The organism is Geobacter pickeringii, from assembly GCF_000817955.1.
Taxonomy (GTDB): Bacteria; Desulfobacterota; Desulfuromonadia; order Geobacterales; family Geobacteraceae; genus Geobacter; species Geobacter pickeringii.
In genome coordinates this window covers 1,703,076-1,717,559 of record NZ_CP009788.1, presented here as the reverse complement: position 1 = coordinate 1,717,559, position 14,484 = coordinate 1,703,076, and the positions used below count along the sequence as shown (strand labels likewise).

Genomic DNA, 14,484 nt, shown 5'->3' with positions numbered 1-14,484 from the left:
CTACCTGGCAGGGGTCAGCTTGAAATAGAACTGCATGCAATAAAAGTTTGGATACCGGACTGCCAGCTTATGTTCCCATGAGTTCACCACAGCACCCGTGAGGCTGAAGTTCCTCAGGCCAAGCCGCCCCACTAGGGGTGCCTGATAACTGAGAGGCTTCCACTGCTCGATATGATATGCCGTTCCCTCAAGAAGCTCCCTGGCTGTCTGAAAGGTATAGAATCGGAAATGACTCCTGTCGAGGATGCCGACGTCACCGTATCTGAAGACCCCATTCAAGAGCATCTTGCGGATACCCCAGAACGCGATGTTCGGCAGAGTTACAATGACAAAACCTTCCGGCTTGAGACGGCTGAGAACGTGCTTCAGCAGATTCTCGGGCGCTACAAGATGTTCCAGAACGTCCATCATAAGAACTCTGTCAAAACATCTCCCCTGCAGCGGACCATTGAATAGCTCCCCTGGTTTGTTCAGGTCAAACCGATATGCTGCGGTACAAACATCCGCCGCTTTCAATACCGCATCCGCATCGTAGTCGACGCCGATCACCCGATTCTGCCGTGCTGACAGGTACCGTGAAAAAGAACCGTCATAGCATCCCAACTCCAACACATCACAATCGGACCCAACTTCATCGAGCACCAGTCGATATTTGTCGCTCAGCGCGGATTCCTCATCCTCAATCAGGTAACGTGGTTCAGACGGCACTCTCAACGGCCCCCCTCCGGCAAGACGGCAGCCGAATAAACAGCAGCACCATGAACAGCATCTGTAACAGGTAGGCAAGCAGCCTGGCCGAAACCAGCCCACGTGCTCCCCATTTAATCATTAATACATTCAGGACAATAAAGGCAGCAGCCCATCCCAGATTCAGAAAAAATGCAGTCCAGACTCTTCCCTCGGCGTTGAAAGCCTGACTAAGGGGAGTCTGCACTGCCAGTATGCCGGCGGTCACCAGCGATAAAACAAGCACCGGCCATTCCGAACCGAAATCAGCCCCATATAACGACATCAGCCAGGGGCTCACCAATGAAGCAAGCAGGACCAGCGGCACAACCACGATCGCGTTGGCCAGGAAGGTCAACTGAATGATTCGAAGCGAACGTCGCCCGTTGCCTGCACCGGACGATTCCGCCAGCATCGGCAGGATAACCTGACCGAGCAGGCCGGGGAGGAACATGACCATTGCGAACCATTGGTTCGTGGCATTGAAAACCCCCATCTGGGCGTAACCATTGTGCTCATTCACGAGCATTGCGCTGCAGACCCATCCCACGGGGCCGTACAACGCACTCGCCAGTATTGCCGGAAGACTGAAGCTCTTGAGAATCGGCATTTCGCGACATATACCGTGCCACGAAAGAGGAACCCCAAACCTGACTGCCTCCCGACGCACCGCACGATGGCCAACCAGCCAACCAACTGCCGTACTCGCCACCAGCCCCCAGACGGCTCCTGCAAGACCGCTGGCGACTACTCCGCCGACCATGCAGACAAAGGTAACGATGCCGACAATAAGATTCATCCGTGCAATTGAGCGAAACGCCTCAAAACCAGCCAGAGCACCGGTTTGAGCCCCATTCAGGGCGGTCAGAAAAAGGTACAGGGATCCGACTCTCAGCAAACCGGTGAGTTGTGGTGCTGCCAGCGTCCGTTCAGCCAGTATGGGGGCTCCAACAGCCAACGAACCCGCCAGAACTGCCCCGGCGAATGCTGCAGTAAACCCGGAAAGGGAAAGAATTCTCCCGGCCTTTTCAGGATCACCCGATCGGAATTCGGCAATATGCTTTGTTGCGGTCATCCCCAGAGCGTAAGAGACAAATATACTGATATTCAGAACCGTGCTCTGAATTATGCCGAGGGCACCAAACTCTTCCCGACCCAGCTGCCGTGCAACGACTATTGACGCCAGAACCGAAAGGCCACGGGCGAACACTGTTCCTACAAGGCTCCAAAAGGTACCATGCGCCAGCCGGGACGCTATCGATGATGCTTCAATGCGCTGAACAAGGGGAAGGAAGGGAGGCGGCAGGTATCGCAGAATCATTGTCTTCATTATGCTGATACCTGCTTATGGTAAATGAGATACCATCCGATTTTTGCACATTCCGTGATAACCCACCTGAAATCCGGCCGGCTCAACATCCAGAGCTGAAAGCTCCGGGCGTGATCTTCATAGGGGACGCATTGTGCCGTCATCCCTGCCTTGCCCAACTCCTCGTCCGCCATCATCCTGATTCTGCGCATATGATAAGGAGAACTTACAAACAAAGCCGACCTGAATCCCCGCTCAGTCATGAACTCTTTTGCCAGGAGTACTTCCAGGTGAGTCTCTTCATAATGGTCAGGATAGAATTTCCTTTTATTCCGCTTCAGCCAGCTATCCCGATCAGTCGCTGCTATCATGACTCGGACATCCGTTGTCCCTGCCCGACTGACGACGGTTCGATAAGCCGGAATATAGAGGGTATCCGCATATCCCGCCCGCAGGAGACTTTCTGCCCTTTCCCGCCGTTGGGCAACTTCCGGGCCCACGAAAAGAACTATCACATCGGCGGACCGGGGTCGGTCAGCGTACCGGAGATAGCGTGGAACAATGGCGAGAGCTACTGCAAGAAACAGGACTGCAATACAAATTGGTACAATTAAACGCTGCTGGAACCACCTCTCCCGTTTACTCACGCGGTCATCCGTTTCAACAAACGCTTCTCCCACGCCCACGCCGTCCCGATGATGAATTCGAGATCGTCATGGCGGGGCGTCCACCCGGTCAGGCTCCGCAGTTTGCTGCTATCGGCCACAAGCGCCGGCGGGTCCCCGTCTCTCCGGTCGGTCTCGAAGGCCTGAAAGTCGATTCCCGTCACCCGTTTGGCGGTTTCCACCACCTCCCGCACCGAGTAGCCCCGGCCATAGCCGCAGTTCATGATTTCGCTCCCCCCGCCCGACGCCAGGTGGTCGAGGGCAGCCAGATGGGCCGAGGCGAGGTCGCTCACATGGATGTAGTCTCTGATGCACGTCCCGTCGAACGTCGGATAGTCGGTGCCGTAGATCGCCAGGCGCTCGAATTCCCCCCGAGCGGTTTTCAACGCCCGGGTAATGAGGTGGGTCGATGCCTGGTAGGCCTGCCCGAGCTCTCCGTCGGGATCGGCGCCGGCAACGTTGAAGTAGCGAAGCGCCACGAACCGGAAATCCGACGAATCAGCCAGGTGGCCGAGGACCCTCTCCCCCATGGCCTTGGAGGCACCGTAGGGATTGATCGGTTCGATGGGAGCGCTCTCGTCGACGGGAATCGTTTCGGGAATGCCGTAGACAGCTGCCGTGGACGAGTAGACGAACCGCGACACCCCGAAAGCGGAAGCCACCTTGAGAAGGTTCAGGGTGTTCCCCACGTTGTTGCGGTAGTACTTCAGGGGATTGCGCATCGATTCTTCCACTTGGATCGAGGCGGCGAAATGGATTATCGCGTCGGGCCTGAATGTATCGACGACCCGCTCGATCATCTGCTCGTCCGCCAGGTCTCCGACGATGAGGGATCCGTACTTGACAGCCCAGGAGTTGCCGGTGGAAAGGTCATCCAGAACAGCAACATCATGCCCCGCTCTCCCGAGTTCCTTCACCACATGGCTGCCGATATATCCCGCTCCACCCGTTACCAGGATTCTCATGCCATTCCCTTTTACAGTCGCCAGACGTTGTAGCCGCGATCCCTCAGGGCAACCGGATCGAGCATGCTCTTCACATCGATGAAACAGCCGCCATCGCCGATCTTGTCGCAGAAGTCGGCAAGGGGACGGCAGACCAGTTCGTCGTGGGGGACCGCCAGGATCACCGCATCCGCCTCGGGGAGTTCATCCCACTCCAGCAGGTGGATACCGTACTCCGCCAGTGCCTCCTTCGGGTTGGCCACCGGATCGTGGACGAGCACATCGATGCCGTACGACCGGAGCTCTTCCACCAGATCGACTACCCGCGTGTTCCGCAGGTCGGGGCAGTTCTCCTTGAAAGTGAGGCCCAGGAGGTTGACCCTCGCATTCCGCACCTGGCACCCCGAGCGGATCATCATCTTCAGGGTCTGCTCCGCCACGTGCTTTCCCATGCCGTCGTTGATGCGGCGTCCGGCAAGGATCACCTGCGGATGGTAGCCGGTCATCTCCGCCTTGTGGGTCAGGTAGTAGGGGTCGACGCCGATGCAGTGCCCTCCCACCAGGCCGGGGCGAAAGGGGAGGAAATTCCACTTGGTGCCGGCTGCCTCCAGCACCTCCAGGGTATCAATGCCGAGGCGGTTGAAAATCAGCGACAACTCGTTCATCAGCGCTATGTTCAGGTCGCGCTGGGTATTCTCGATGACCTTTGCCGCTTCGGCCACCACAATGGATGGTGCCCGGTGAACCCCGGCGTCGACGATGGCTCCGTAGAGGCCGGCCACCAGGTCGAGGGTTTCGGGGCTGTCGCCGGCCACAACCTTCACGATCCTGTTCAGGGTATGCTCGCGATCCCCCGGATTGATCCGCTCCGGCGAATAGCCGACATGAAAATCCCGTTTCCAGACCAGGCCGGACTCCCTCTCGATGGTCGGCACACAGACTTCCTCGGTGGCCCCCGGGTAGACGGTCGACTCGAAGATCACCGTCGTGCCAGGTTTCAGTACCTTCCCGACCGTTCGCGATGCGGAGATGAGCGGGCCGAAGTCCGGCTTGTGGGCGTCGTCCACCGGCGTCGGCACGGCAACGACAAAGTAGTCGGCCGAAGAGAGGTCTTCAGGGTCGGTGGTGAACCTAAGCCGTTCCGCTGCCCGGAACTCCCCCGGTTCCACCTCCCCTGCCGGGTCGATTCCGTTGCGGTAGGAGTTGATCTTCTCGGAAGAGAGGTCGTATCCGATGGTCTCGAACTTCTTGCCAAAACCGATAGCCAAGGGAAGCCCCACGTAGCCGAGCCCTACAACCGCCACAATATCCATGATCTCAGTCATCCTCGGATTGATCTGCTGTCCGGCAACCTGAACCGGAGCGCACCCCACGTTAGCAGTCCACGGTTAACGTGCTGTCTCAGGTATGTTACGATTCGGCGCCCCTACTCCACGGTCACCGATTTCGCCAGATTCCTCGGCTGGTCCACGTCGGTCCCCTTCAGGACGGCAACATGGTAGGCAAGGAGCTGGAGGGGTACCGCCAGCAGAATCGGCATCAGGTCAGGGCCGGCAGCGGGGAGCTCGATCGTCGCCGTCGCCCGGGAACGGACCTCCTTGTCCCCTTCGGTGCAGAGCCCGATCACCCGCCCACCCCGGGCAATGACCTCCTCCATGTTGGCAAGGACCTTTTCGTAGGAGTGATCGCGGGTGACGAGCATCACCACCGGCACTCCCTCGTCGATGAGGGCAATGGGGCCGTGCTTCATCTCGCCAGCCGCGTACCCTTCGGCGTGGATGTAGGAAATCTCCTTCAGCTTGAGCGCCCCTTCGAGGGCGATGGGATAGTTGATCCCCCGGGCAAGATAGAGGACGTCCCGGGCCTTCAGAAGGTCATGGGCAATCTCCTCGATCAGGGACCCAAGGCCCAGAACCTCCTCCACCAAAGAGGGAAGCCTGACCAGATCTGCGATCATGGTGCGTCGCTCCCCCCGGTCGATGGTGTCGAGGGTCTGAGAGAGACGGATCGTGAAGAGATAGAGGGCGGCAAGTTGGGTAACGAACGCCTTGGTGGAGGCGACGCCAATCTCCGGACCGGCATGGGTGAAGATAATCCCGTCGGCCTCCCGGTCCATGGATGAGCCAACCACATTGCAGATGGCGATTCCCCGCGCCCCCCTGGCCCGTCCCTCCCGCAGCGCCCCCAGTGTGTCGGCGGTCTCCCCCGACTGGGAAATGGCGATCAAGAGGGTTTCCTGCGTGATCACCGGGTTCCGGTAGCGGAATTCCGAGGCAATATCCACCTCCACCGGGATGCGGCAATGCTTCTCGATGAGATACTTCCCCACCATGGCCGCGTGCCATGAGGTGCCGCAGGCAATGATGTATATCCGCTCGAAGGAGGCCAGCTCCCGGTCGCTCAGACGAAGGTCGTCGAGACAGACCGCGTGTTCCCCCTCCGTAAGGGTGCCGGCAATGGTGTCGCGCAGCGCCGTCGGCTGCTCGTGAATCTCCTTGAGCATGAAATGGCGGTACCCCCCCTTTTCCGCGGCCAGGGGAGACCAGTCGATCTGGCGGGCCCGCTTTTCCACCAGGTTTCCACCGACCGTGGAAAACGAGACGAACCCCTGACGAAAGACCGCAAGCTCCTCGTCATCGAGATAAACCACCTGCCGGGTATGCTCCAGCATCGCCGGGATGTCGGAGGCGACGAAGAACTCGCCGGTGCCGAGACCAACCACGAGCGGCGACCCTTTCCGCGCCGCAATGAGTACGTCGGGTTCGCTCTCGCAGACGATGCAGAGCGCGTACGCCCCCTTGAGCTTCCGGAGAACCCGCCGGACTGCGGCTTCAAAATCATGACCGCCCCGCATCGTCTGTTCGATCAAGTGCGCGATCACTTCCGTGTCGGTTTCGCTCCTGAACCTGTGCCCATCCTCACGGAGGGCGTTCCTCAACTCGGGATGATTCTCGATGATGCCGTTATGGACCAGCACCACCGGACCGGCCTTGTGGGGATGGGCATTGTTTTCGGCAGGCCGGCCGTGGGTCGCCCAGCGGGTATGGCCGATGCCGATCGCCCCCCTGACGGGTTCATCCGCCACCAGGCGTTCCAGGTTCGCCAGCTTCCCCTCGCAACGCCGGATCTGGACTCCTCCCCCGTCGAACGTGCAGATCCCGGCCGAATCATACCCCCGGTATTCCAGCCGCCTGAGCCCCCCCAGGATTATCGGCGCAGCATCACGATTCCCGATATATCCGACTATTCCGCACATATAATTACCCCGCTGATTGTGGCGGACCTGATCGTTGCCGCGGAATCCGGCAGGCCCGACCTGTTCAGACAGCCTGACGACTGTCGGCACGCGAACGGAAATAAATCAACGAGTAGGATGATAGAGGAGGACTGTTACAATATGAGGGAATGTTAGTGAAAGGTTTATGAATTGTGCAGCGATCAAAAACAGTACTCTAAAGCCGTCATTTAAGCACATTTCAGGCTGTTACGCGAACTCACTCCTCGTCCTTGAGCAGGAGCTCCACCGTGGCCTTTTCCCGCAGCTTCCTGACGTGGCGCGCCACCTCGTCAGCAGTGCGGCGGCGTCTCAGATCTTCCCGGATCCGGTCGCTCACTTCGGTGTACGGCAAATCCCGCTCCGGCTGGATGTCGGTTACCTTCACCAGGTGCAGGCCGAACCGGTCTTCCACCACGTCGCTCACGCCGTTCTTCGGGAGCGAGAAGGTTGCCTTCTCCATCTCGCCCTTCAGTTCGCCGGGAGAAAAGTAGCCCAGGTCTCCCCCCCGGTCACGGCTGAAGCACTGGGAGAACTCCCGCGCCAGCGCGGCAAAATCCTCCCCGACGACCGCTCTTGAACGGAGCCTTTTCAGGGTTTCCTCAGCCTGCGTCCTGGAATCTCCCTCCTTCAGACGGATGAGGATATGACTCATCCGTACCTTCAGGGGCGCGTGAAACTCCTTGCGGTGCGATTCGTAGTATTCCTCGACGTCGTCGTCAGTCACCTTCACCTGCGGAGCGAACTCCCGGGTGATGTAACGCTGGAGTGTCATCCCCCTGACCAGCTGCCGCCGCAGTGACTCCTCGTCAAGCTTGGCGGTGGCCAGTGCCTCGCTGAATTCCTTTTCTCCGGCAAACTGTTTCCTTAGTTGGGCTAGTTGAGCATCCACCTCGGACCGGGGAACCACGATACCCTTCACAACACACTCGCTGTAAAGAAGCTGCCGGCCGATCAGGTCGTCAAGGGTCTCCCGCTTGAGCTCGGCTATGCGGGATTCGGAAATCTTTGCCTGATCAGTCCCCAGAGTCCTCAGGGCGCGATCAAGCTCCTGCCGATACTCCGCGACGGCGATAGTGACGCCATTGACTGTTGCGGCCGGCCGGTCGCCGGCATTTGTCGCCAATGCCGGCAGCGGTATCAAGAGGCTTCCGAGATATACCAGGGTGGCTACTGATTTCAGGTTCATTGCATCTCCCGGGGAATTTTAAATGCTGATCTGCAAAGGGAACAGGCCCGCGAAAGTTTCGAGATGGTACCACCGTAACGTTTACTTGACGTGGAGGAGATGTCACAACTTGATTGCATTCTCGCCGTTACGACACCATTGATCCCGACCGCGAGAGGCGCCGTCAGGCAGCTCTTACCTGACGGTAACAGCCCTGCAATATCGGCATGATTTACTATGCGTCACTCCGGCTCCTGCCCCGAACGGAAAGCCCCATGACAACCAACGACGAGCCCACATCGCATCCGGCCTCCCGCAATCCTCTCCCCCCCCATGCCGACATCGGCAACGGGCGTACCCGCCGGCTGCAAACCGCCATCTTCACGCTACTCGTCACCCTCCTCTGCACCGCTTCGGTACTGCTGCCGGAGCGGGTTTTCGCTCCCCTCGAACGGCAGACCGCCCGGACTGCCGCCATGATCCTCACCCTTTCCGGCTTCGCTCCCCAGGTATCGGGACCGCTCATCACCGACGGCGGTTTCAGCGTCCGGGTCGTCACCGAATGCACCGCGCTCTATATGGCGATCGTGTACGCATCGTTCATTCTGGCGTTCCAGACGACCTTCCGGGAGAGAGTCGCGGGGCTCCTCTGCGGCATCCCCCTCCTCCACCTCCTCAATTGTCTGCGGATCGCGGCGGTCTTCGCCGTGGGTGCAATGCGGCCGGCACTGTTCGAGGCCATCCACGTCTACCTCGGCCAGACCGCCATGGTTCTCGCCGTCTGTGCCGTCTCCCTTTTCTGGCTCGGCGAATCGGCCGCCATCCCGGCAGAGGGGGGGAGGCGTTTCGTGCTCCGGGCGATTGCCTGGTCGGCAATCCCGTTTCTCTTCTGGCTCTTCCTGAACAGATCCTACGTCATTGCAAGCGACCGGCTGCTCGCCGGCATCTTCGCCGCGGCCGGGCACCCGCTTCTGTTTCCCCATGAGCATCTGCTCTATTTCCAGACCTTCAATGTGGTCACCTTCTGCGCCCTGATCCTTGCCGGCCGCACCGTCACGGTGAAACGGAAATTCGCGTGGCTTGCCGTCGGACTGCCGCTCCTTGCTGCCGGCCATCTTGCGGTCCGCCTCGCCAACGTCCTTTTCAGCGCTTTCGGCATGAACAGCGCCATCATTGCCGCCACCGGAGTCGGCATCCTCGGGCAATACCTCCTGCCGGTGCTTCTCTGGCTCTATTTTGCGCGGAAATACCGCCACGATTCACCGCTCTGCGGACCATGAAACACCCATCACCATTGAAAGGAGCACCCCCCATGAAGTGTCCCAAATGCAGCGCCAACATCGGAATCCACTACCAGGAGCTTCCGCTCAACGCCCTCAGCGATGCCTTCGGAGTCCATTGCTACATCTGCGGTTTCTGGAAACAGTTGATTCCCGGCGCGGACCGGAAAGCGAGAGCATAGCCCCAAAAGAAAGAGGGGCGGCCATCGAGCCGCCCCTCCCCTCCGTAATGCCGTTCGCTTGAACGGCGCGTCAGAACTTGGCGTTCAGATCCAGATGAAAGACATCGATGGAGAGCGGACCGGGCCCTGATGGTCCCAAAAGCTCGTGGTCCTGGGAAATCTCGTTGGCAGTCAGCCAGCGTGTCGACAGCCAGACGTTCTTGGCGAGCCCGAAGCTCCCGCCGACAATCCACCCCTTCGCGTTGGTCCCCCCCAGGTTGAAATCGGAGTCGGTGAAGGCATCGACAACGGCATCCCGCTCCAGGTATTTATAGGAGCCGAATATCTTCCACGTGCCGAAGTCGGTCGTATCGGAATGCCCCACGGAGAGGCCGATCTGATACCCCGTCGTCTGGGCATCCCGCACAGGGTCCGCAGGGTCCAGCAGGGTGGAGACCTCCTTCGCATCGTACCCGAGGTTCTTCACGTAATCGCCGTAGACAACGAGGTGCAGCGGATGCCAGATGCCGAGATCAAACGAGCCGTTGACGTTGAGCTCCTTGAACTTTGAAGCGTAGGCATACTTTGCAGTCCTCCCATTCAAGCTGTTAATGTTGAAGATAGTATTCCCCTTCTGCATGAACAGCGGAGCGGTGTAATCATTATCGGTGTTTGCTGGATTTGAAGAGTTCATCTTCCCCTGTATGTTTTCAAAGGTGTAATAGGCAACGGCCGCTTTGGCGATGAAGTTCTGGTACTGGATGTACCGTACCCCCGCCTGCCCCCCCAGGAGCCATTTGTCGTGCTGGGAGAGCTCCACCTCCTGGATCGGGAACGCGCCGCCATTGAAGAACAGCGAGAACGAATCGCTCAGCTTGGGCTGGTAGGTCACCGCGAAACCGTCGAAGTTGATGTCCGGGTCCCAGACAAGGTCGGTGCTGAAGAAGGGGTTCGGGAAGCGTCCGAACCAGACATCGGCCGATTTGGCGGCACTCCACTTCAGATAGGCCTTGTCCAGGGTGATCGTCTTCTTGTTGAGGGAGTCGCCGAGGGTCTGGTTGGTGGAAACCGGGTCGGTCGTATTGCCGGTGGCCAGGCTTACCTCCGCCTGGACATCATCGTTGACCTTTGCGATAACACCGAGGCGCGCCCTGATCCGGAAGCGCTGCCGATCGTTGGTGGTATTCATCAGCTGGCCAGGGGAAAAGGGCTGCTGGTTGGAATCCAGCTTCTCAATTTGCGCATTGTTCTTGTCGAAGAAGTCCCCTTCGTACCGGACCCTCAGATCGCCGGTGAGCTTGACGTTCTTCCACCACTGCCCCTTGAACTGGGAGCCGATCTTCTCATCGATGTCAGCCGATACGGCGCTCCTCACAAGCGGGAGGGACTCCTTTTCCTTCTCTTCGAGCATCTGGCCCACGGCGCCGGAGAGGTAGTTGCTCCGGTACTCGCGCTCAAGGGCATCGGCATCGTCACCGGAAACGGCACCCATCACGCGCATCCTGCCGATGGTCGCTGCCACATCCGGCTTTTCGCTCACCATCTGATCGAATTCCTCGCCCGAGTAGCCACCCTTGACCCACTGGCCCCGGAGACGCTCGATAAAGCCCTTGTCGTCGCGGAGCAGCGGCGTCGCCTCGGGCCGGGCAGCCGCAGCCACCTCTTTCTGTGCGGCATCGGTTCCCGCGGACGGCACCAGGGCTTTTTGCAGGCTGACGGCCTCATCGTTGCTGATGAGCGCCTTGCCGCGAAGCATGCCGATCAACCCGGCCAGGGTCTTCTCCAGATCGGCTCCCTCGCCTTTGCCCACGAGCCGTGCCGCCTCCTGGGCGGAAATGATCTGCTTGGCCTTCAGCAGCTCTATCAACTGCGCGGCAGCCTGGCTGCCCCCATTTTCTGCCCCGAGAACGGGGCTGATCGCACCAAATACCGTCGACGTGCAGAGCACCGCGGCAAGCGCCTTGAAGCGCTTCTTCATACATTCCCTCCGATTGCGTTAGTATCTTTGCGACTCATCCACCCGGGAAAGGATGCCCTCACCCTATCCCTGTGATGAAATCCTGAAAGTCATCCCCTTGGGCATCCCTTCCGGCGGGGGTTCGCTGACCCTGATCTGACCGAGGATCGTCCTGACCGCGGAATCCATCTTGTCGTTTCCCGATGGGGTCAGAATCTGGTACTTGACGACGGTTCCGCCCCCATCGAGAACGATCCTGACGACAGCTTCGAACTTGCCTTTATGGACACCGTCCTGTTCGAGCTGCTTCCTCACCTTGTACTTGATCTCATCCTGAACCTTCCGGCTGTACCAGCCATACTTGGAAAGGAGCGACAGGCGACTGGGACCGCCGCCACCACCTCCGCCGCCGAGGGTGATCGCCCGCCCCCCTTTCCTGCCGACCAGGCCGAACCCGTCGCCGCCGGCGCCTCCATCGGCATCCACCCCCAGATCGGCACCGGCAGGGGGGCCCGGGTCCGCCGACTGGTTGGGCTGGGCCGCCTGCTGGGGGGTGTCGATCGGCGTCTCGATGGTCTGCTTCGGCACCTCCTTCGGCATTTCGGGCTCGGGAGGCTTCTCCTTCGGCTGCTCCGGTGGCGGCTTCACCAGGGTGACGGAGGTCATCTTCTCCTGGCGCCGGGGGCCGTCGTCGGAAAGCATGACCTTGACGACAAACCCCACGAGACCGGCCAGGACGACGACAACCATCCCGGGGACCACCCAGGCTGCCACGAGCTTCTGTTTCTTGTGTTTCTTCGTCGCCATCATTTGACCAGTTTCTGCGTAACCAGACCGAGTTGGGTGATCTCCAGTTTTGACAGGAGATCGAGCACGGCGATTACGTTCTTGTATTCCACCTTCTCGTCACCCCGCACCACCACCGGCAGATTGGGGTCGCTGGACTTTGCCTGCCGCAGCCGTGCCTCCAGTTCGGGGAGGGTCACGGGAAAGCTGTCCAGATAGATGGTCCCTTCCGCGGCAATGGTGATCGCCTTGGTGGACGGCTTGATCTTCCCGGCGGCGGCGCTCGCCTTGGGGAGGTTGACGTTGATCCCCTGCACCGACGCGGTCACCACGATCATGAAGACCACCAGGAGGTTCCAGGCGAGGTCGAGGAGCGGAACGACGTTGATCTCGGGAAGCGCCTCGCCGTCATCAGCCGGAGCTTTCATTGCGTCCCCCCGTAAGCGCCTTCGACCTTGATGGCGTACTCCTCGGTGAAGTGCCGGTTGGCGGCGTTGATGTACTTCATCTGGTTGGCAAGGTAGGTGTAGGCAAAGAGACACGGAATCGCGACGAAGAGGCCGAACAGCGTACAGGCCAGCGCCGAGGCGACCCCCGGCGCGATGGCCGAGAGGTTTGCCTCGCCCGATTCCGCCAGGCTGGCAAAGGTGTTCATAACCCCCCACACCGTACCGAGGAGCCCCCAGAACGGACCGCCGGAGATGCCAAGGGTCAGGACCAGCATCCAGGCGCTCAGTTTGTGGCTCTCAGTGGTGCTCGCCCGGTCGAGGGTGGCCCGGAAGTTGTGCAGGATCGAACGCGGCAGCACCGCCAGATCCTTTTCCGGGTCCTGTCTGTCCACCCACCGCTGGATCTCGTCAAACCCCGCCTGGTAGACGCGGAAGAGCGACGAGTCGCTGAACCCCTCGTCCTCCTCCAGGGCAAGCGGGTCCTCCAGCTCGCCGAAGCTCTCCATGAAGTATTTATTGCTCTTGCTGATCTTCTGCAGCATGAAGAACTTGCGGATGAAGATCAGAATCCCCCAGACGAGCATGAACGAGCAGAGGCCGATGACCAGCCAGCCGTCCAGGGTGATGGAGCGGGCGATCACTTTCATGAGGTGGATGGTCAGGTCTTCGCTGCCCCCCCCACCCTTCTCCTCCTGCTGGTAGGCCGTCAGCTTCCCCCCCTCGCCCTGGCCGGCCACCGCGGCCGTAAACCAGGCAGCCGGGCGGGCGACGGAGGAGATCTCCACCTCGTCCATCTCGCCGGCGAACAGTGCTCCTCCCGTCTGGGTTCCACCTACCACGAGGTCTGCCGTCGGCGACGGCATCGAGGCGCCAAGGTTCGCCGTGGCGGCTTCCCTGCCGTCAAGGTAGACCACGAGCCGCTTTCCCGGTTCCGCGGTCACTGCCACGTGATGCCAGCTCTGGGGGTTGATGGCGGGAGTCCGGCCGGTCGTCGCGCCGTCGACCCGGGCATAGACGCTCCCCTGGGCGATACCGACCTCGATCCCCTGCTTCCCGTCGCTGAAGGAGAAGAGGCGGGCATCGGGCTGGGCCGACGCCGGCTTGGCCCAGGCGGAGAAGGTGAACCCCTTGGCGAAGTTGAGCGACGGCGACCGCTTGATCACCAGCCGGTCGCTGGTTCCGTTGAAGGTGGCGCCGCTGCCGATGACGGCGGGATTTCCGAGCTTGCCGGCGAAGTCGGCCCCGTGGTTCCCGTAGGCGGTGGCATCGTGGGGCGCCCCTTCCTTCTCTCCGAAGTGGAAGACCGCCACCTGGCCGGTGTCATAGGTTCCGCCGGCATCCGCCGCCGCGGGTGCCCCCTTGTTGCCGTAGTAGAGCAGAATGGAATCCTGGGTTCCTCCGCCGGCCAGTTGCGGGACCCTGACCCAGATCAGGGCAATGGCCTGTTTGGGGTCGTATTTCTCGATGTGGAACTTGAGGGGCGACTTGTCATCGGCCGCCATGAACCGCAGATCGGACCCGTCGTCCTTCGCCTTGGTGAAATCGAAGTTCCCCGCGTGCAGCCGGACCAGCACCGGCACGTCGGCCAGGTTTTCCTTGATGCCGGCCCCCTTGTCGCTCAGGTCGAAGGCAATCTTCTTGCGGAATTCCCACTTCTTTTCCCACCAGGCGTGGGCACTGACGGCATGCAGCATCGTAAGCGCCGCAACCGCTGCCATCAACGGTCTGCTCCATCTCACCTTCATCACGTTCTTCATTAAGCGCA

At 60.2% G+C, this 14,484-nt stretch carries 13 protein-coding genes; 2 read left to right on the top strand and 11 right to left on the bottom strand.

The genetic code is table 11. From position 1 onward, the window contains the following. From GPICK_RS16665 to GPICK_RS07635, 7 genes are all read right to left on the bottom strand, one after another. Entirely contained in the window at positions 1-708 is a 708-nt protein-coding gene (locus GPICK_RS16665; RefSeq protein ID WP_052263354.1) for a class I SAM-dependent methyltransferase, read from the bottom strand. Further along, on the bottom strand, positions 698-2,056 hold the full coding sequence (locus tag GPICK_RS07660; protein WP_052263353.1) for an oligosaccharide flippase family protein: 1,359 nt from the start codon (positions 2,054-2,056) through the stop codon (positions 698-700). The genes GPICK_RS16665 and GPICK_RS07660 overlap by 11 nt, the downstream gene beginning before the upstream one ends. After that, positions 2,056-2,682, bottom strand: a complete 627-nt coding sequence (locus GPICK_RS16950; protein WP_158414162.1) for a YdcF family protein — start codon at positions 2,680-2,682, stop codon at positions 2,056-2,058. The genes GPICK_RS07660 and GPICK_RS16950 overlap by 1 nt, the downstream gene beginning before the upstream one ends. Continuing rightward, a complete protein-coding gene (gene galE / locus GPICK_RS07650) occupies positions 2,679-3,665 on the bottom strand; it encodes a UDP-glucose 4-epimerase GalE (protein ID WP_039741860.1) in 987 nt (328 codons plus the stop codon). The genes GPICK_RS16950 and galE overlap by 4 nt, the downstream gene beginning before the upstream one ends. 11 nt (positions 3,666-3,676) lie before the next feature. Beyond that, positions 3,677-4,969 carry a nucleotide sugar dehydrogenase gene (locus tag GPICK_RS07645; RefSeq protein WP_201773204.1) on the bottom strand — a complete coding sequence of 431 codons (1,293 nt, stop codon included), beginning with the start codon at positions 4,967-4,969 and terminating at the stop codon, positions 3,677-3,679. A 101-nt stretch (positions 4,970-5,070) separates the two neighbouring features. Continuing rightward, positions 5,071-6,900 (bottom strand): glutamine--fructose-6-phosphate transaminase (isomerizing), encoded by a 1,830-nt coding sequence (gene glmS / locus GPICK_RS07640; RefSeq protein WP_039741855.1) that lies wholly within the window; start codon positions 6,898-6,900, stop codon positions 5,071-5,073. A gap of 238 nt (positions 6,901-7,138) precedes the next feature. After that, on the bottom strand, positions 7,139-8,107 hold the full coding sequence (locus GPICK_RS07635; RefSeq protein ID WP_039741852.1) for a peptidylprolyl isomerase: 969 nt from the start codon (positions 8,105-8,107) through the stop codon (positions 7,139-7,141). A 254-nt stretch (positions 8,108-8,361) separates the two neighbouring features. Between GPICK_RS07635 and xrtH the strand changes: the two genes are divergently transcribed. Beyond that, on the top strand, positions 8,362-9,366 hold the full coding sequence (gene xrtH / locus GPICK_RS07630; protein ID WP_052263352.1) for an exosortase H: 1,005 nt from the start codon (positions 8,362-8,364) through the stop codon (positions 9,364-9,366). A gap of 32 nt (positions 9,367-9,398) precedes the next feature. After that, a complete protein-coding gene (locus GPICK_RS17575; protein WP_169745366.1) occupies positions 9,399-9,548 on the top strand; it encodes a hypothetical protein in 150 nt (49 codons plus the stop codon). A 70-nt stretch (positions 9,549-9,618) separates the two neighbouring features. Here GPICK_RS17575 and GPICK_RS16660 read toward each other — a convergent pair whose 3' ends face one another. The 4 genes from GPICK_RS16660 to GPICK_RS07610 all read right to left on the bottom strand — a co-directional run bounded on the left by GPICK_RS16660 (position 9,619) and on the right by GPICK_RS07610 (position 14,476). After that, complete coding sequence (locus GPICK_RS16660; RefSeq protein ID WP_052263351.1) at positions 9,619-11,505, bottom strand: putative porin; 1,887 nt, start codon at positions 11,503-11,505, stop codon at positions 9,619-9,621. Between the two features lie 63 nt (positions 11,506-11,568). Then, on the bottom strand, positions 11,569-12,291 hold the full coding sequence (locus tag GPICK_RS07620; RefSeq protein ID WP_039745487.1) for a TonB C-terminal domain-containing protein: 723 nt from the start codon (positions 12,289-12,291) through the stop codon (positions 11,569-11,571). Then, positions 12,291-12,698, bottom strand: a complete 408-nt coding sequence (locus tag GPICK_RS07615) for an ExbD/TolR family protein (RefSeq protein ID WP_039741850.1) — start codon at positions 12,696-12,698, stop codon at positions 12,291-12,293. Before GPICK_RS07615 ends, GPICK_RS07620 begins: the two co-directional genes overlap by 1 nt. Further along, the gene (locus tag GPICK_RS07610; RefSeq protein WP_236685677.1) at positions 12,695-14,476 is read right to left on the bottom strand and encodes a DUF2341 domain-containing protein; all 1,782 of its coding nucleotides are present in this window, start codon (positions 14,474-14,476) and stop codon (positions 12,695-12,697) included. The genes GPICK_RS07615 and GPICK_RS07610 overlap by 4 nt, the downstream gene beginning before the upstream one ends. Positions 14,477-14,484 lie beyond the last annotated feature (8 nt).